The sequence below is a fragment of the Bogoriella caseilytica genome, from assembly GCF_003752405.1.
GTDB lineage: Bacteria > Actinomycetota > Actinomycetes > Actinomycetales > Actinomycetaceae > Allobogoriella > Allobogoriella caseilytica.
In genome coordinates this window covers 3,217,996-3,235,396 of sequence record NZ_RKHK01000001.1, presented here as the reverse complement: position 1 = coordinate 3,235,396, position 17,401 = coordinate 3,217,996, and the positions used below count along the sequence as shown (strand labels likewise).

The window sequence follows — 17,401 nt, the reverse complement described above, 5'->3', positions numbered from 1 at the left end:
CACGCCGCGGAGGAGATCGCCACCACCCTCGGGGTGAAGTACCTGGTGACCTTCACCCAGTCCGGTGACTCGGCCCGCCGCATGGCGCGGTTGCGTTCCTCGATCCCGCACCTGGCCTTCACCCCGGATCCGACCACCCGGGCACGTCTGGCCGTCACCTGGGGTACGGAGACCTATACGGTGCCCACCGTTTCTCACACCGACGACATGGTGAATCAGGTGGACCAGCTCTTGCAGTCTTCCGGCCTGGCGAACGAGGGCGACCGCATCGTTGTCGTCGCCGGTATGCCCCCGGGCACGGTGGGTTCCACCAACTCCATCCGCGTGCACAAGATCGGCGAGACCTACAGCCGCTGACGCGTACCCGCGCCGCCGGCCGCCCAGGTGAACCTGGGCGGCCGTGTGCGTGCGTAAACTAGGTACCCGTTGCACGCAGGCTCCAGTGGCGGAATTGGCAGACGCACCGCACTCAAAATGCGGCGCCTTCGGGTGTGTGGGTTCGAGTCCCACCTGGAGTACCACAACGCAGTAGCGGCTAGGCTGACCGGCTGTGAGCGAGCCACCGAACAGGCGCGACGTCCCGGCGCCCGCCTTCTGGCGGGAGTACCCGATCGGCGACGTCGGCGAGTGGGCCAGGTCCTGGCGTCGCACGCTGCTTGCCGTCGTGGCCGGCCTGGCCGTGGTGGGAGTCTTCGCTCTCCTGGCCGGATGGATCGGCGAGGAACGCCGCGCAGGCTTCCCCGATCTGGACTTTCTCGACCAGTGGATCAGGCAGACGATGGCGCTGGTCCTGCTGGTGGGCTATCTCGTGGTGCTCCTGGTATGCCTGGCTGCGCTCATCGAGGAGGTGGCGAGTTCGCGAGCACTGGCTCGGGCCGCTGATGCCGGCGCGCCGGTGCACGCCGTGCCGCATCCGGGCCAGCTGCGCCTGGTGGTCTCGGACCCCGGCGCAGGCCTGACGGCCTTCGCCGTCCTGAACCTGGCGGTGGCGGCCATCGCAGTCCTCGGGATCGCGATCGTGGCCTGGACAGACACCTTCTACGACAGTATGGCGGTGGCCCTTGCCGGGATCCTCGGATACTGCCTGGCGCTCATCGGGGCGCTGGGGGCCGTAGGGAGTCGGATTCGCCCCGCGCACCGCCGGCGGCGCGAGCGAATGGCCGCGCACTGGCCTGCCGAGGCCGAAGTCGCCGCCTGGCGACGTGCCCGCGGGGGTGGACGAGCAGCGGCCGCTGCCGAGGGCGCGACCGGCGAACGGCAGCGCATCCGTTGGGGTGGGCGCCTGCAATACGCGGGCGGAGCGATGCTCGTCGCTGCTTATGCCGCGCTCTACGTGCTGCTCACCGTGGCGTACCGGCGTCCGCCCCCGAGATGGTGGAGGTTATCGGCAGAACGTCACCAGTACGGCGAGGACGTGGAGTATCTGTTGCGTACCGGCTTCCTTCTCGGTGCGGCTGCCGTGGTGGCGGGGATCGTCGTGATCATCGTGGGACTCGCGACGAACGCCGCGGCGCATGAACGCGAACGGACCCGGCTCCGGGCTGCGCTCCAGGATCCCTCAGCCCCGCATCCGCAATTCGAGGTGCTGCATCGCCACACCGAACGCACGCCCGTGCCTGCAGCCTCGGTGGTGGCGATGCTGGGCGCGATGGTGCTGATCAGCACCGGTGGCCTGTGGCGCGCCGAGCCCGAGGGGGCCGGCGCAGGCACGGCGCTGATGGTCTGCAGTGCTGTGGGGGCGATCATGGTGGCCGCGCTCTGGCAGTGGAGGGGTGGCCGCCGGGGCCGCGAGCTACGCAACGACCTCAGGGCGCGGTGGCCGGTGCCGCCCCCACCGGAGCGGTCTGGCGGAGCGCCAGTGCCCGCCACCGTGGGGCCTGTGCTGCACCCAGATGCGGGCCTGGACGGGGACGCAACAGGGTCTGGCGATGCTCCGAGCGCCCGTGGGTGACTGCTTTCACCTACGGATGCCCGGCGTCCTTAATGCTGACTTTGCCGCGCCGGTACTAGGATTGCGCTCGTGACAAGCGACGAGAACCTCGAGACCACTGCCGAGGGCACTGACGGCCCGGCTGCCGTAGGCCAGGGCGTGGACGCCATTGAACTTCCCGGTCCCGAGGCCGGTGCCGCACCGGAGGAGACCGGAGATGCCAAGCGCGTCGTGGTCGCCGAGGACGAGACCCTCATCCGCCTCGACATCGTCGAGTCCCTGAGCGAATCGGGTTTCGAGGTTGTCGGCGAGGCCGCCAACGGCGAGCAAGCCATCGCTCTCGCCGAGGAACTGAAGCCCGACGTCGTGGTCATGGACGTGAAGATGCCGGTCATGGACGGCATCACTGCTGCGGAGCGCATCATCGCCAACCGCACCTGCGCCGTGGTCATGCTGACTGCGTTCTCGCAGAAAGAGCTCGTCGAGCGGGCCCGTGACGCCGGTGCGATGGCGTACGTGGTCAAGCCCTTCACGCCGGCGGATCTGATGCCTGCGGTCGAGCTCGCCATCTCCCGGCACGAGGAGATCACCTCGCTGGAATCCGAGGTGGCGTCGCTGGCGGATCAGTTCGAGACCCGGAAGCGCGTGGATCGCGCCAAGGGCCTGCTGCAGACCCGGATGGGGCTGAGTGAGCCGGAGGCCTTCCGGTGGATCCAGAAGACCTCGATGGACCGCCGCCTCACCATGCGCGAGGTGGCCGATGCCGTCATCGAACAGGTCGGCGCCGCCAAGAAGTAGGGCGGTTCTGCCCGCTGGGGCGCCTACGGCGCCTCGATCATCATGCAGGTGAGGCGCGCGGTGCACACCCGCTTGCCATGGTCGTCGGTTACCGCGATCTCGTAGGTGGCTGTGCGACGGCCGAGGTGCAGGGGCGTGGCGCGGCCGGTCACGTAGCCCGCGGAAGCCGGCCGGTGGTGTGTCACCGACAGTTCCATCCCGACCGCCACGCGCCCGTCGCCCGCCGCCAGACTGGCTGCCACCGATCCCAGGGTCTCGGCCAGTGCCGCACTTGCCCCGCCGTGCAGCACCCCGTGGTACTGGCGATTGCCCTCCACTGGCATTCGAGCGACCACCTCCTCAGGGCCTGCGGCGACGAACTCCAGCCCGAGCTTGCCCACCAGCGTGCCGTCGGTGTGGCCTTCCAGCCATGCTTTGACGCGGGCGCCCTCGGTGTCCGGAGCGGGCTGACCCTGTGAGCCGGTCGTCTCCCCGGCGGCGCCTGGGGCGGCAGCTGCGGCATCGTGGTGGCCGTTGGCGGGCGATGTGTCGGTCATAGCACCTAGGGTGTCATCCGTGAGCGGGATCAGCGAAGCCTCCAGTACCCAGTCCTCGGCGCCCTCCGGTGAGGCAGGCCGCCTGCTCCTGGTGGACGGGCATTCGATGGCCTTCCGTGCCTTCTACGCCCTGCCTGCGGAGAACTTCACCACGGACACCGGCCAGCACACCAACGCCGTGTACGGCTTCCTCTCCATGCTGGTCAAGCTGCTCGATGAGGAGCAGCCCACCCACCTCGGCGTCGCTTTCGACCTCTCCGGCCCGACCTTCCGCACCGAGGAGTACGCGGAGTACAAGGGCACCCGCGATGCCGCCCCGCAGCCCTTCGAGGGGCAGGTCGAGCTCATCCAGGAAGTGCTCGCCGCGATGAACGTCCCCGTGCTCACCAAGGAGGGTTACGAGGCGGACGACATCCTGGCCACCCTCGCGGCAAGGGCTAGCGCGCAGCACATGGAGGTGCTCGTCATTTCCGGCGATCGCGACACCTTCCAACTGGTCAACGAGCGATGCACCGTGCTCTACCCGGTGCGCGGGGTCTCCACCCTGGCGCGGATGGACCCAGCCGCCGTGGAGGCCAAGTACGGGGTTCCGCCCGAGCGCTATCCGCACCTGGCTGCTCTCACCGGCGAGACCTCGGACAACCTGCCCGGCGTGCCCGGTGTCGGCCCGAAGACCGCGGCGAAGTGGGTCAACCTCTACGACGGGCTCGACGGCGTGCTCGCGCGCGCCGAGGAGATCACCGGCAAGGCGGGGGAGTCGCTGCGTGCTCACCTCGACCAGGTGGTGCGCAACCGCAAGCTCAACGAGCTGGTCACCGACCTCGAGCTGCCCCTGGCACCGGAGGAGCTGGTGCGCGGCTCGGGTGACCCCCAGGCCATCGGTGATCTCTTCGACACTCTGGAGTTCAACGCCCTGCGTGACCGGGTCTTTGCCGTGTTGCCCGGCATGGCCGACCACGCGCCCGCGGCAGCCGGCGCGGAGGTGACCGTCCAGGCCGTGGGCGACGTCGAGGGTGGCCTTGCCGCCTGGCTGGCCGAGCATGCAGCCGGGACCGGAACCGCTGAGGCGCCGCGGCTGGGTCTGGACGTGGTGGGCACAGTGGCCCAGGGGAAGGGCGAAGCCTGGACGGTGGCGCTGGCCACGGCCGAGGGCGCGGCGGTCAGTGCGGACCTCACGGATCTGGGGCCCGAGGACGAGACGGCGCTTGCCGCCTGGCTCGCCGATGCCGACGCCCCCAAGGCGGTCCACGGCGCGAAGACCTCAGGCCACGCGCTCCGGGGGCAGGGCTTCGCCCTGGCCGGGGTCACCTGTGACACGTCTCTGGCCGCCTACCTGGTGCGGCCCGATCAGCGTCGCTACGAGCTCAGCGACCTGGCCGAGCGTTACCTCGGCCGGGAACTCGCCGAGGAGTCCGCCCCCGGCGGCCAGGGCATGCTCGCCATCGAGGGCTTGGATGAGACCGGCGCCGGGGCAGCGGCCGACGTTCCGGCGGGCATGCGCGCTCACGCCGTGGCGGAGCTGGCCACCGTGCTGGAGACCCAGCTCGACGAACGCCGTTCCCGCCACCTGCTTCGCGACCTGGAGCTCCCCGTCCAGCGGGTGCTGGCCGAGTTGGAGGTCGCCGGGATCGCCGCCGATGTCGCGAGCTTGGAGGCGCTGCGCAAGGAGTTCGATTCCGCGGTGGAACAGCACGCTGCGGACGCCTATGCCGCGATCGGGCACGAGGTGAATCTCTCCAGCCCCAAACAGCTGCAAGAGGTGCTCTTCGAGGAGCTGAAGCTTCCCAAGACCCGCCGCACCAAGACCGGCTACACCACCGACGCCGAGGCACTGGCCGATCTCTACGCGAAGACCGATCACGCTTTCCTCGGTCACCTCCTCGCCCACCGCGACCGGATCCGGTTGCGCCAGACGGTGGACGGCCTGCTGAAGTCCGTGGCCGATGACGGGCGCATCCACACCACCTTCCAGCAGACCATCGCCGCCACCGGGCGGTTGTCCTCCACCGATCCGAACCTGCAGAACATTCCGGTGCGCACTGCCCACGGCCAGCGCATCCGGGAAGGCTTCGTGGTCGGCAAGGGCTTTGAGACGCTCATGACGGCCGACTATTCGCAGATCGAGATGCGCATCATGGCGCACCTGTCCGGCGACGCCGGGCTGATCGAGGCCTTCCGCGCCGGGGAGGATCTGCACGACTTCGTCGGGCGGCGGGTCTTCGGCACCGAAGAGGTCAGCCCCGAGCAGCGCTCCCGCATCAAAGCCATGAGCTACGGCCTGGCCTACGGCCTCTCCGCCTTCGGGCTCTCCCGCCAACTCGGGATTGATGTCAATGACGCCCGCGGGCTGATGGAGGATTACTTCGACCGCTTCGGCGGCGTGCGCGACTACCTCACCGGGGTGGTGGAGGAGGCGCGCCGCAGCGGTTACACCGAGACTTACCTCGGCCGGCGGCGCTACCTCCCCGATCTCACCAGCGACAACCGCCAGCGCCGCGACATGGCCGAGCGTGCCGCGCTCAATGCCCCTATCCAGGGCTCCGCAGCCGACCTGATCAAGGTGGCCATGATCCGCGTGCGGGAGGCTCTCGAGCGCGAGAAGCTCAGGTCCCGCATGCTGCTCCAGGTGCACGATGAACTCGTGCTGGAGGTTGCCGCTGGAGAGACGGAGGCGGTCGAGGCGCTCGTGCGGCGCGAGATGGGCGGTGCCGCCGAACTCAGCGTGCCCCTCGATGTCTCCGTGGGCACGGGTCGTTCGTGGCATGAGGCGGCGCACTGATGGCCGGTACGCCGGGCGAACCGGTGCCTCAGGGGCCGCCTGTCCCGCCGGGCGCGTCCGGCCGGGGCGACCCGCGGGAACCGGGCGGGCCCGAGGTCGACGCCGGCAGGCCGGTCTGGTTGATCGTGCTGCTCAGCGCTGTGGGCGTGCTGCTGATCGCCGCCGTTGTCGTCGGGCTGTACTTGAGCGAGCGCGGTGAGGAGGACGAGCCGTCCCCTGAGCCTGCGCCCACGGCCACTGCCGAGGAACCGGAACCTGAACCAGAGCCCGAGCCAGAACCGACCGAGGAACCCGCAGAGGAACCCGCAGAGGAACCCGCAGAAGAACCCTCCCCGGTCGAGGCCCCGGACATCGAGGTCGCCTGGTTCGCCGAGGTGGCCGAGCTACGGGGAAGCGCGGAGTACGTGATCGAGACGTTTCTCGGCGGACCACGGGTCAACCCGGGGGTAGGTGAGGTGGAGGACACCTGGTTCTTCGTCAGCGAGGAGCCTTTCACCCGCGCCGAGCCGGTGCTGCATGCTGTGGACCCCGGCACCGGAGAGGAACAGTGGAGGCGGGACCTGCTCCTCCCGATCTGCGCGCCCACCGGCAGCCCGGAAGGGCAGATCGTGTGCGCCCAGGGCCTGAACGGCTCGGCCGACGACGTCCCGGACTCCTGGGAGCTGCTCAGCATCGACGCCGCCACGGGGGAGACCACGGCGTCGACCTCGCTCTCGCTCCGGCTGCTCGGCGTCCACGTCAGCGCGCATGGCATCACCCTGCTGTCGGCCGACATGCCCGGCCCACAGATTCACTTGCACCACTTCTCCTTCGATCACCAGCAGCAGTGGCAGATCGACCTCTCGGCCTACGACATCCACGAGCGGATGATCTCGGAGCCGCAGGGAGGAGGGGAGGTCGATCTGCATGAGCCGCTGCTCATGAACCACGGACAAGATGACGAGTTGCTGAGCTTCGGCATCGAGCGGCCCATCGGAGCCACCTTTCTGATCGACACGGTCAGTGGCGAGATTCTTGCGGAGACATACTGCGAGTTCGTCGTCGCGGACGACGAGCGGCTCTGGTGCCAGGAGGCGGGCAACGGCGAAGAGCGGACCGCCGTCGCCTACTCGTTCACCGGCGAGCGGCTTCATGAGGTCGAGGGCGCCCGGATCCTCCGGCCCACCGTGGTTCGGTGGACGCAGGTCGCGTACCCGGGGCCTTTCTTCTATGACGGCGGAGCGACCCTGCTGAGCGTTGATCGCACCACCGGCGAGGTACTGGGTGAGAACGGCACTATCGCCGGCCCGGTCAACTACCTGACCCTGCGCGAGAGCGCCGGCCAGATCCTCGTCGTCGATGATCAGGTCGGTCGGTCGAACGTGAGCCTGCTCGATCCCGAAACCGGCGAGCTGCAGTGGTCCGACGAGCAGCAGTTCGACATGGTCGAGTCCGAGCTGGTCGTCGTCGGCGACGTCGTTCTCGTGCCGAACGCTGGCGAACTCGCGTTGCTCTCACTGGCGGACGGCAGCGTGCTGGACGAGGTCTCCTTCGAAGCGCCGCTCGACGAGTTCGTCCGCCCGATGGGCTACGACCACGGGCTCGTCATTCTTGCTGATGGCATCGGTCGCTTGGCGGTCGACTGAGATGTCCAACGACCGGGAGCAGGGCTCGGACCCCTATGGCGACTACGACGCGGCATCCGGAGCGCACACCGGTGGAACCTCGCCCTACCAGCTGAACAACCTCCCGCCAGGCTCCTGGCAGGAGCCTCCCTCGGGCAGCCCCGGGGAAACGCCGCCCGCCGGAGGCTGGGCTCCTCCCGCCTCCGGGGGCATGTTGCCGTCTCGCCCGGGAAGTGCACCCCCGGCGGGGCCTGGGGTGTGGGCACCGTCCACGACCCCGCCGGAACCTGAGGGCTCGAACTCCACGCGCACCGCCGTCATTGTGCTCAGCGTGTTCGCGCTTCTGGTCATCGCTGCCGGTGCGCTGCTCACCTCCCTGCTCCTCGGCTCCGGGGGTGGACAGAATCCGACGCCCCAGGCCACGGATCCGCCCACCGATCCCGAGGAGACGCCCACCGGTCCCGAGGAGACACCCACTGACCCCGAGGTCGACCCCACCCCGGATCCGAACTGGCCGGCGCCCGAGCAGCCGGCAACGGCCTGGGACGTCGACATCCGGGATCTGCGCGACCTGCCCTCCGTGGGCTTCGTTCCGAACCTCGGCGGTGCCGACTCCCCGCCGCTCGGTGCCGCGGAGGGTGTCTGGTTCGCCGTCAGCGCCGACAGGACTGGTGAGGACGCCATGCTGCACGGCGTCGATGCGGACAGCGGCGAGGAACTGTGGCGGCGTGAGCTGGACCTCGCCCTGTGTGCGAACGAGGCGGCACCGGGTGGGGAGATCATCTGCGCCTCCGCGATCGACCGCGATCCGGGAGATTTCGCCACGAAATGGCGACTGCATCTGCTGGATCCGGCCACGGGGGAGGACGAGCACACCGAGGACATCGATCTCCATGTGCGGGCCATCCAGCTCCATGCCTCGGGCATCGTGGTGATCGAGGACCGCGAGCCCGGCCCGAGTGCTTCGGTGAACCTGTACGACTTCGATCTCGAGGAGGTCTGGAGCCTGGACCTGGCAGAGGTTCCCGAACACGAGCAGCTGTTCACCTCGTGGGCCTACTCCACTCGTCCTGGGCCGTGGACCGAGGAGGACCTGCGCTCGGAGCCCTTGGATCTCGTGGCCCTCGGACAGGTCGGGCCGGATGGCGCTGTCCTGGTGATGCAGGTGTACGCGCATGCGGTGTTGGTCGAGGCCGCCACCGGTGAGCTGCTGGGCAAGCTCTCGAGTTGCTTCGATCTGATCGACGACGGCGAGTACCTCTGGTGCGGTGGGGCTTTGGATCGTCTGATGATCTACGACTACGCCGGTGAGCTCGTCATCGATGTGCAGGCTGAGGCAGGGCTGCGCTCGGGTCTCCTGGGCTTGCACCCCCGGGAGGGCGAACGGATCCTGAGCGGGCGTCCGATCGCCCACAACTGGGATGGTGAGCTGGTCACCATCAGCCCCGAGGACGGCTCCGAGGGCCCGCCCTACGGCGAGATCGACTACGACAGCCTGACCGAGGACAGCGACTTCCGGCTATTCGGTACCAGCGCCTACAGCAGCGGCCATCGCTTCGCGTTCAACGAGGATCTGAGCCGGATGCTCATGCTCGAACCGGATCACGACGAGGCGCGCTGGGAGTTCACGGCGCCGCGCATCTCCGCGATGGTGGTGTACGAGGAGACTGCCTACGTGGAGCACTCGCACAGCGGCGAAATAGTGCGGCTCAACCTCGAGGATGGCACCGTGGTGGGCACCTGGCAGCTCATGCCGAGCCGGATGCTGCGGGTGCACGACGGCGAACTGGTCGACTACGGCCACTCGGGTTTCACCCGATACGAGCTCGATTAAGCGCCGCGACGATCCACAGCGACATCGCCGACCCGAAAGGTCCGCATCATGTCCACCCTCGCCCTGCTCCTCACGGTCGTCGGGGCCGTGGCGGTTCTCTTCCTCCTGATCATGCAGCTGAAGCTGCACGCCTTCGTGGCGCTGCTGTTGACCAGCATCGTCACCGCGCTGGTGGTGGGCATACCACTGACCGACATCGTCGACGTCGTCGAGGAGGGTATGGGCGGCGTCCTGGGCTTCGTGGCGATCATCGTGGGTCTCGGCGCGATGTTCGGTCAGATCCTGCGCGTGACCGGAGCGGCCGAGAAGATCGCCGACACCCTGGTGGAGGCCTTCGGGGAGAAACGCCTGCCGTGGTCCCTGGGCGGCACCGGCCTGATCGTGGCCATCCCCGTCTTCTTCGATGTGCTGCTCGTGCTGTTGATGCCGCTGCTCTACAGCCTCGTGCGCAAGGCCAGCGTCCCGCTGCTGGCCCTGGCGCTGCCCCTGCTGGCCGGCATCAGCGCCGGGCACAGCCTGGTGCCGCCCACCCCAGGTCCCGTGGCGGCCGCCGGTGTGCTGGGCGCTGACCTCGGCTGGGTCATCGCGCTCGGTATCGCGGCCAGCATCCCCGCGGTCATCCTTGCCGGGGTGGTGTACGGCAAGCTGATCTCGAAGAAGATTGACGTCGGCGTGCCCGAGGACACCGAGGACGACGACGAGGACGGCGGCCCGACCTCGGACACCGTCCCGAGCTTCGGCATGATCCTGCTGATCCTCGCCGTACCGCTGGTGCTGATCCTGGGCAGCACCGTCGCCGAGGCTTTCCTTCCCGAGGACGAACTGCCGGTCCAGATCATCGGGCTCATCGGTGACCCGATCGTGGCGCTGATCATCGCCGTGCTGCTGGCCTTCTACGTGCTGGGCATGCGCCACGGGCTGGGCCGTGCGGAGATCCAGTCCGTGGCCTCCAAGGCGCTGGCCCCGGTGGGGCTGATCGTCCTGGTCACCGGCGCCGGCGGGGTCTTCGGTGAGGTCCTGGAACAGTCCGGAGTCGGCGATGCGCTCGAGGAGACGCTCGGTGAGGTGGGGATACCCCTCATCGTGCTCGCTTTCATTGCTGCCGCGTTGATGCGCGTGGCGCTGGGTTCCGGCACCGTGGCCACAGTGACTGCCGCGGCGATCATCGCGCCGATGGCCGAGGGAGCGGACCTCTCCGCCCCCATGTTGGCCGCCCTGGTGGTCGCGATCGGCGGTGGCGCCACCGTGCTCTCGCACGTCAACGACTCCGGGTTCTGGCTGGTCAATCGCTACCTCGGGATCACCGAGAAGCAGACACTGATCGCGTGGACCGGGATGCAGACGATCCTCGGCACCACGGCCTTCGCCACCGTCTGGGCGCTGAGCATCTTCTTCTAGGGCCGCAACCGTCCAGCGCAGGGATGGCGCTGTGGTGAGGGTCTCCTCTGGGGCGCCGAGGCGCCCGGATCTGGTATCGCGCCGCGACTGGCGTGGCTGATAACATCAAGAACCGGCGGTGTGCGGCGTCTCGTCGTGCCCTCCATCGGTCTGGCAGGCTGCCTGGCCGAGCTAACACCATCCTGACCAACCGCGTCGCAGCCTGCGGCGTCCTATCCCTGTCCGTATCGGAGTCCACAGCTCAATGACCATTACTACGCCCGCACAGTCGACGTCCCCCCAGGTCGCTATCAACGACATCGGGAGCGAAGAAGACTTCCTCGCCGCCATCGACGGCACCATCAAGTACTTCGACGATGGGGACATCGTGGAGGGCACCGTCGTCAAGGTCGACCGCGACGAGGTGCTGCTCGACATCGGCTACAAGACCGAGGGCGTGATTCTTTCTCGCGAGCTCTCGATCAAGCACGATGTCGACCCCGACGAGGTTGTCGCCGTCGGCGATGAGATCGAGGCACTTGTCCTGCAGAAGGAGGACAAGGAAGGCCGCCTGCTGCTGTCGAAGAAGCGCGCGCAGTACGAGCGGGCCTGGTCCACCATCGAGCAGATCAAGGAAGCGGACGGCGTCGTCACCGGCACCGTCATCGAGGTCGTCAAGGGCGGCCTCATCCTGGACATCGGCCTGCGTGGCTTCCTCCCCGCCTCCCTGGTGGAGATGCGCCGCGTTCGCGACCTGCAGCCCTACGTGGGTCAGGAGCTCGAGGCCAAGATCATCGAGCTGGACAAGAACCGCAACAACGTGGTGCTGTCCCGCCGCGCCTGGCTCGAGCAGACCCAGTCCGAGGTGCGCTCGAACTTCCTGCAGACCCTGCAGAAGGGTCAGGTGCGCCCCGGTGTGGTCTCCTCCATCGTCAACTTCGGTGCCTTCGTGGACCTCGGTGGCGTGGACGGCCTCGTGCACGTCTCGGAGCTGTCCTGGAAGCACATCGACCACCCGAACGAGGTGGTCGAGGTCGGCCAGGAGGTCACCGTCGAGGTGCTCGACGTCGACATGGACCGCGAGCGTGTCTCGCTGTCGCTGAAGGCCACCCAGGAAGACCCGTGGCAGGCCTTCGCACGCACCCACGCCATCGGCCAGGTCGTGCCCGGTAAGGTCACCAAGCTCGTTCCCTTCGGTGCGTTCGTGCGCGTTGAGGATGGCATCGAGGGCCTCGTGCACATCTCCGAGCTGGCCCAGCGCCACGTGGAGGTGCCCGAGCAGGTGGCCAAGGTCGGCGACGGCGTCTTCGTCAAGGTCATCGACATCGACCTCGAGCGTCGCCGCATCTCGCTGTCGCTCAAGCAGGCCAACGACGGCGTGGACCCGAACTCCGAGGACTTCGACCCCTCGCTGTACGGCATGGCTGCCGAGTACGACGAGGAGGGGAACTACAAGTACCCCGAGGGCTTCGACCCGGAGACCAACGAATGGCTCGAGGGCTACGAGACCCAGCGCGAGGCCTGGGAGGCGGAGTACGCCAAGGCGCACGAGCGCTGGGAAGCGCACAAGCAGCAGATCCAGGCTGCGATCGACGCCGACGCCGAGGCTGCTGCCGAGGGCGCTGTGGGCTCGTCGTCCTCCAGCTCGTCTTCGACCAGCGAGAGCAGCGAGGGTGGCGAGTCCCGCTCGGAGGCCGCTCCGGCGAACTACTCCTCGCCCGCTCAGAACGCCGGCACCCTGGCCTCGGACGAGGCCCTGGCGGCACTGCGTGAGAAGCTCACCGGCAACTGAGGTTGCTGAACGGCTAGCTCCGGCTCGCTGAACGTCTGAGGCCCCCACCATGCGGTGGGGGCCTCAGTCGTTGGTGCTGCGGTGACGCGGTGCGCTGTGTGACCTGCGCGAGGTGGCTCAGGCGAGCGTGGCGTCCAGCGAGATCTCCACACTCTTGAGAGCCTGGCTCACCGGGCAGCCCACCTTGGCGCCCTGGGCGATCTTTTCGAAGTCCTCAGCCGAGATGCCCGGCACGGTGGCCGTCACCGTGAGCTTGATGCCGGTGATGCCCTCACCTGCGACGAAGGTGACCTCGGCAGCGGTGTCCAGCTTCTCCGGGGGAGTGCCGTTGCCGTCGAGTTCGTTCGACAGCGCCATGGAGAAGCAGGTGGCGTGAGCGGCGGCGAGCAGTTCCTCGGGGTTGGTGGTGCCTTCGTGTGCCTCGGCGCGGTTCTTCCACGCGACGTCGAAGGAAGCCACGCCGGAGGAAGCGAGCTTGGTGGTGCCGGAGCCTGCGAAGAGGTTACCGGACCAAGCGGTGGTGGCTCGGGAGACGAGGGGCTTGGGCATGATGCTCCTTCACGTGGGGGAGTTGCTGTCCCTCCCATCGTGCCGTGCTCGGAGGTGCTGCGCACACGCATGGTGGTGGCAGGGTCAGCCCGCGTGGCTGCGAGAATGGGCGGCGGACGACACGAGTGCAGGGGGCGAGCGTGCTGGAGATGCTGGGCGCGGTGTGGCCCGCCCTGGGTTACATCGCAGCCACCGTGTGGATGGCGGTGCTGATTCACGAAGCGGGCCACTACCTGGCCGGCCTGGCGGTCGGCCTTCCGGCGCGAGCGATGCGGATCCGGCTGCGCCCGGCACCTCCGCACGTGGCGCTGCGGGACGGCGAACAGTGGCTCTCACCAGAGGATCGAGCTTATGTTCCGGCCTTCGTTCAGTATCGCGAGAGCGCTCCGGCGGCGTGGATCTTCATCGCCGGTGGGTTCGTGGCCGAGACGGTCGCGATGGTGGGCCTGGCCCTGGCCACGCAGGCGGTCGCAGGCCTGCCGGCCATCGTGCTGCTCACCAGCACCGCGATCCTGCTGCTCTACCTCGCCGGAGACGTCATCGGCTCCGCCCGCAGCGGCGAGCCCACGGGCGACGCCTCTGCCCTGTGGCGGCTCAGCAAGGCGGGGACCCTCACGCTGATCGCCGTCCTGCTGGGCGCACGCGCGCTGGCCCTGATGATGGTGTGGTGAGCGGGAGCGTGCCGAATACGCTGGTGCCATGAGCCACGACGACGCCGGCACGGAGACAGCCGAACGCGGGACGGGCACGCATCCGTTGCGCATCGGCCTCACCGGGGGGATCGCGGCCGGGAAGTCCACGGCCGCCTCCCGTTTCGCCCAGCTGGGCGCGGTGGTCATCGACGCGGACCTACTGGCCCGCGAGGCCGTCGCAGCCGGATCGCCCGGGCTCGCGCGGGTGGTGGAGGAATTCGGCCCCGAGGTGCTGAATGAGGAGGGCTCCCTGGACCGCCAGGCCCTCGGGGCGATCGTCTTCGGGGACGACGAGGCGCGGGCGCGCCTGAACGGTATCGTGCATCCGGAGGTGCGGCGGCTATCCGCCGAGCGTGAGCGACAGGCCTTCGAGGCGGGAGAGCGTGTGATCGTGCACGACATCCCACTGCTCATCGAGGTCGGCCGGGCTCAGGACTTCGACCTGCTCGTCGTGGTGCACACTCCAGCCGAGGTACGCCGGCGGCGGTTGATCGGGGGGCGGGGTTCGAGCGCTGAGGAGGCGGACCGGCGCATCGCTGCGCAGGCCAGCGACGACGAGCGCGTGACGGCGGCCGATGTCCTGCTGGACGGCGCCGGTGGGGTGGAGGATCTGCGCGCCCAGGTCGACGAACTGTGGCGCGAGCGGGTGGTGGCTGAGCCTGCCTAGTCCAGGCCGATGTTGAAGGCCTGGGCCAGGTCGTGGCGGGAGTAGGCCTTGAAGGCGATATGCGTGATGGTGTTGCGCACCCCCTCGACCTTGCTGAGCCGGTCGGCGACGACGCCGGCGAGGTCCTCGTGTTCCTTCACGCGGGCGATCGCGATGAGGTCGGGCTCGCCGGTGACGGAGTAGACTTCGCTGATGCCCTCGATTTCGGCGACCTCCTGGGCCACCTCGGGGATCCGGGACGTGTCGGCGGTGATGATGACGATGGCGGTGAACATGGCTCCATCATCCTCCTGGAGTCGGCTCAGGGGCTATCGGTGGAGGAGTCGGAAGGCGGCGCTCCGTCCAGTTCGATGGGCTCGATGAGGTGAGCGCCGTTGTTGCCCACGTTCCCGACGGCGGGGGAGACCGGCCTCGGAGAGAGGTGCGGCTCCGGGATGGCCGCCATAAGAGAGTCGACCTCGGTGAGGTCGGGGTCGAGCCAGTCGCCGTGCAGCTCGCGTGGGACGAGCACGGGGGAGCGGTCGTGGATGTGGCCGAGGGCGTCGGTGGCGGGGCGGGTGAGGACGGTGAAGGTCCGCAGCCAGGGATCCGGGTGGTCCTCGGGCAAGGACGGATCCCGCCAGGCTTCGTAGAGGCCGGCGAAGGCGAGCAGCGGCTCGCTGCCCGGCGGGGTGTCGAGATCGCCGCCGTGCAGGAAGTAGGGCTGCTTGCGCGGGCGCGAGCCGGTTCCGAGCTTCTGCCATTCGTAGTAGCCGGCGGCGGGCACCAGGCAGCGGCGTTTGCCTGCGGCGGTGCGGAAGGAGGGCTTCTCCGTCACGGTCTCGGATCGGGCGTTGATCATGCGAGAGCCGATGGCGGGGTCCTTGGCCCAGGAGGGCACGAGGCCCCAGCGCAGAGTGCGGAGCTGGCGGGTGAGGGCGGGGGAGGCCGCGGTGGCATCGGTGACCGGCCCGGCGGCGTCCTCGTAGCGCTCGAGGATCACGTACGCCGGGTGCGTGGGCGCCACGTTCCAGGACGGTCCGAGCTCGGATGCCATCACCTGATGGATGGAGAAGGCGTCGATCAGCCCGCGATCACCAGTGGCCTGAGCGAAGCGTCCGCACATGGGGGAAGTTTACGGCGATCGGGTGACGGGATGGCCGGGGATCGCCTACTCGCCCTGGCTCGGACCTCCACTCGCCGCACAGTCCCCAACCAGCTCGATACTCCTGCGAAGAAGATGCCATTGTCGCTTTAACCCACCACCATGCGCAGGGTTTCTCGGCGTAAGCCGTGGGCCGCGCCACGGCGCTGCACCAGGGTGAGAAGAGGCTCGTCTTCCTCGAGTCGAGACGCAAATCGGAGGAGCTCTCCTACGAGTTGCGTGAGCTAGGAGTGGAGACCTTCCTGTCGCACTCGTCGCTGGCCGTCGAGGAAAGGCGGCGCAGCGAACGGGCATTCGCAGAGTCGCGGAACTGCGTGATCGTGGCCACCTCGACGCTCGAGCTGGGAGTCGACATCGGAGACTTGGATCGAGTTATCCAAGTCGATTCACCTCGGACAGTTGCCTCCTTCTTGCAGCGACTCGGGCGCACCGGGCGGCGCTCGGGCTCCGAGAGGAACATGCTCTTCCTAGTGACTGAGCGGAACCAGTTGCCGCTTGCCGCCGCCATCCTGCTGCTGTGGGAGCGTGGCTTCGTGGAGCCCGTCGCACCACCGCCGCAACCGAGACACCTGACTGCCCAGCAGCTGCTGGCGGTGGCGTTGCAGGAGGGGTCGTTCGGTGCACACTGCTGGAGATCCTGGTGGGGTGATCTCGCGCTCATGGACGATGGTGAAGAAGTACTGCAGTATCTCCAAAACGAAGAGTTCCTCGCCGCGGACGGTGACTTGCTGATGATCGGTCCATCAGCCGAGAAAAACTTCGGACGCCGTCACTTCATGGATCTCCTCTCCTCGTTCACGGTCGAGAAGCAGTTGCGGGTCCTCGCCGGAACCAAGGAGATTGGCTTCGTTTCACCATTGGCTTTGCCCCCAGAGTCTGAGCGCGGAACCAAACCCCTGGTATTGAACGGATATGGGTGGCGCGTACTGGACGTGGACTGGAGACGTTTCGTCGTCGATGTACATCCAGAACCCAGGCGTGGCGATGTCAGGTGGACCAGCGGCCCGATCGCGCTCTCCTTCGAGCTCATGCGAGCTCAACGGGATGTCCTGCTTGGGGCAACCCCCGGCGTGACGTTGTCTGCGCGGGCGAAGAAGGCGCTGGCAGGCCTGAGAGAGGACGATCAGGCCGACGTTTCCGCGAACGCTCTGGTCATCCGAGACAAGCCCGCCGGACGCGAACTATGGACGTGGGCCGGCTTACGAGCCAACGCCACGTTTGCTGCAGCTCTCGGCGCGCCGGTGGCTTCGATGGATAACGAGTATCTCGCCCTCGAGGGCATCGTGAGTCTGGACGATATCCGCCGCGCAAACGTGGCTGAAGCGGTGCCAGCGATCGATAGAGCAGCAGTCGATGCGCTCAAGTTCTCTGCTGCGTTGCCGCCCGGCCTCGCAGCGCGCACGCTGGCAGAGCGATTCACTGATCGGCCGGGGGCGCAACAGATCGCAGCTGCGAGCTGGGAGGTCTTGCAGGCAGAGGGGACGGTGTGATCGATCTAGAGGACCATGCCCACGATGGCCAGCACCACGGATGCGAGGAATGCCACCATCGACGCTAGTGCAACCGTGTTAGGGATATTGTGCCTTTCGTGCCTGAAGTTTGCGGACACTCCGAAAGCCCAGAGCGCGATAATCGCAAAGACTGAGGAAACCCAGACGACGGGAGTGCCCCAAGTAAGAACGACAGCCAAGAGGGCAAC

Annotated in this window: 15 protein-coding genes and 1 tRNA gene; 12 read left to right on the top strand and 4 right to left on the bottom strand. The window is 68.1% G+C overall.

The genetic code is table 11. From position 1 onward, the window contains the following. From EDD31_RS14595 to EDD31_RS14580, 4 genes are all read left to right on the top strand, one after another. A partial coding sequence (locus EDD31_RS14595) for a pyruvate kinase alpha/beta domain-containing protein (RefSeq protein WP_281270454.1) occupies positions 1-357 on the top strand: 357 nt, incomplete at its 5' end. A 79-nt stretch (positions 358-436) separates the two neighbouring features. After that, positions 437-521, top strand: a tRNA-Leu gene (locus EDD31_RS14590). 29 nt (positions 522-550) lie between these two features. After that, a complete protein-coding gene (locus EDD31_RS14585; protein ID WP_123304869.1) occupies positions 551-1,951 on the top strand; it encodes a hypothetical protein in 1,401 nt (466 codons plus the stop codon). Between the two features lie 147 nt (positions 1,952-2,098). Next, positions 2,099-2,728 (top strand): ANTAR domain-containing response regulator, encoded by a 630-nt coding sequence (locus EDD31_RS14580; protein WP_245991371.1) that lies wholly within the window; start codon positions 2,099-2,101, stop codon positions 2,726-2,728. Positions 2,729-2,751: 23 nt separating this feature from the next. Here the strand turns inward: EDD31_RS14580 and EDD31_RS14575 are convergent, their stop codons facing one another. Next, positions 2,752-3,264 carry a PaaI family thioesterase gene (locus EDD31_RS14575; protein WP_123304867.1) on the bottom strand — a complete coding sequence of 171 codons (513 nt, stop codon included), beginning with the start codon at positions 3,262-3,264 and terminating at the stop codon, positions 2,752-2,754. 19 nt (positions 3,265-3,283) lie between these two features. On the opposite strand from EDD31_RS14575, the gene polA reads away from it, so the two are divergent. From polA to rpsA, 5 genes are all read left to right on the top strand, one after another. Then, positions 3,284-6,043 carry a DNA polymerase I gene (gene polA / locus EDD31_RS14570; protein ID WP_281270453.1) on the top strand — a complete coding sequence of 920 codons (2,760 nt, stop codon included), beginning with the start codon at positions 3,284-3,286 and terminating at the stop codon, positions 6,041-6,043. Beyond that, on the top strand, positions 6,043-7,668 hold the full coding sequence (locus EDD31_RS14565) for an outer membrane protein assembly factor BamB family protein (protein ID WP_123304865.1): 1,626 nt from the start codon (positions 6,043-6,045) through the stop codon (positions 7,666-7,668). Before polA ends, EDD31_RS14565 begins: the two co-directional genes overlap by 1 nt. 1 nt (position 7,669) lies before the next feature. Further along, entirely contained in the window at positions 7,670-9,481 is a 1,812-nt protein-coding gene (locus EDD31_RS14560; RefSeq protein ID WP_148058970.1) for a PQQ-binding-like beta-propeller repeat protein, read from the top strand. Positions 9,482-9,529: 48 nt separating this feature from the next. After that, positions 9,530-10,879 carry a GntP family permease gene (locus EDD31_RS14555; RefSeq protein ID WP_123304861.1) on the top strand — a complete coding sequence of 450 codons (1,350 nt, stop codon included), beginning with the start codon at positions 9,530-9,532 and terminating at the stop codon, positions 10,877-10,879. 244 nt (positions 10,880-11,123) lie between these two features. After that, entirely contained in the window at positions 11,124-12,650 is a 1,527-nt protein-coding gene (gene rpsA, locus EDD31_RS14550) for a 30S ribosomal protein S1 (RefSeq protein ID WP_123304859.1), read from the top strand. 117 nt (positions 12,651-12,767) lie between these two features. Here the strand turns inward: rpsA and EDD31_RS14545 are convergent, their stop codons facing one another. After that, positions 12,768-13,199, bottom strand: coding sequence for an OsmC family peroxiredoxin (locus EDD31_RS14545; protein ID WP_123304857.1), 432 nt, complete (start codon positions 13,197-13,199; stop codon positions 12,768-12,770). A 140-nt stretch (positions 13,200-13,339) separates the two neighbouring features. Here EDD31_RS14545 and EDD31_RS14540 point away from each other — a divergent pair, with 140 nt between their 5' ends. After that, positions 13,340-13,870, top strand: a complete 531-nt coding sequence (locus EDD31_RS14540; protein WP_123304855.1) for a hypothetical protein — start codon at positions 13,340-13,342, stop codon at positions 13,868-13,870. A gap of 28 nt (positions 13,871-13,898) precedes the next feature. After that, positions 13,899-14,558, top strand: coding sequence for a dephospho-CoA kinase (gene coaE, locus EDD31_RS14535; protein ID WP_123304853.1), 660 nt, complete (start codon positions 13,899-13,901; stop codon positions 14,556-14,558). On the opposite strand, the gene EDD31_RS14530 is transcribed toward coaE, so the two are convergent. Further along, positions 14,555-14,833 (bottom strand): Lrp/AsnC family transcriptional regulator, encoded by a 279-nt coding sequence (locus EDD31_RS14530; RefSeq protein ID WP_123304851.1) that lies wholly within the window; start codon positions 14,831-14,833, stop codon positions 14,555-14,557. The genes coaE and EDD31_RS14530 overlap by 4 nt on opposite strands. Before the next feature lie 26 nt (positions 14,834-14,859). Beyond that, positions 14,860-15,663, bottom strand: a complete 804-nt coding sequence (locus EDD31_RS14525; protein ID WP_123304849.1) for an SOS response-associated peptidase — start codon at positions 15,661-15,663, stop codon at positions 14,860-14,862. A gap of 167 nt (positions 15,664-15,830) precedes the next feature. On the opposite strand from EDD31_RS14525, the gene EDD31_RS14520 reads away from it, so the two are divergent. Further along, entirely contained in the window at positions 15,831-17,192 is a 1,362-nt protein-coding gene (locus tag EDD31_RS14520) for a helicase-related protein (RefSeq protein ID WP_123304847.1), read from the top strand. The last annotated feature ends 209 nt before the right edge of the window (positions 17,193-17,401 follow it).

Bases quoted from the DNA above. Each gene is read 5' to 3' on its own strand.
- EDD31_RS14565 (WP_123304865.1), top strand. From the start codon at position 6,043: ATGGCCGGTACGCCGGGCGAACCGGTGCCTCAGGGGCCGCCTGTCCCG.
- EDD31_RS14555 (WP_123304861.1), top strand. From the start codon at position 9,530: ATGTCCACCCTCGCCCTGCTCCTCACGGTCGTCGGGGCCGTGGCGGTT.
- EDD31_RS14560 (WP_148058970.1), top strand. From the start codon at position 7,670: ATGTCCAACGACCGGGAGCAGGGCTCGGACCCCTATGGCGACTACGAC.
- rpsA (WP_123304859.1), top strand. From the start codon at position 11,124: ATGACCATTACTACGCCCGCACAGTCGACGTCCCCCCAGGTCGCTATC.
- EDD31_RS14530 (WP_123304851.1), bottom strand. From the start codon at position 14,833: ATGTTCACCGCCATCGTCATCATCACCGCCGACACGTCCCGGATCCCC.
- EDD31_RS14575 (WP_123304867.1), bottom strand. From the start codon at position 3,264: ATGACCGACACATCGCCCGCCAACGGCCACCACGATGCCGCAGCTGCC.
- EDD31_RS14525 (WP_123304849.1), bottom strand. From the start codon at position 15,663: ATGTGCGGACGCTTCGCTCAGGCCACTGGTGATCGCGGGCTGATCGAC.
- EDD31_RS14545 (WP_123304857.1), bottom strand. From the start codon at position 13,199: ATGCCCAAGCCCCTCGTCTCCCGAGCCACCACCGCTTGGTCCGGTAAC.
- coaE (WP_123304853.1), top strand. From the start codon at position 13,899: ATGAGCCACGACGACGCCGGCACGGAGACAGCCGAACGCGGGACGGGC.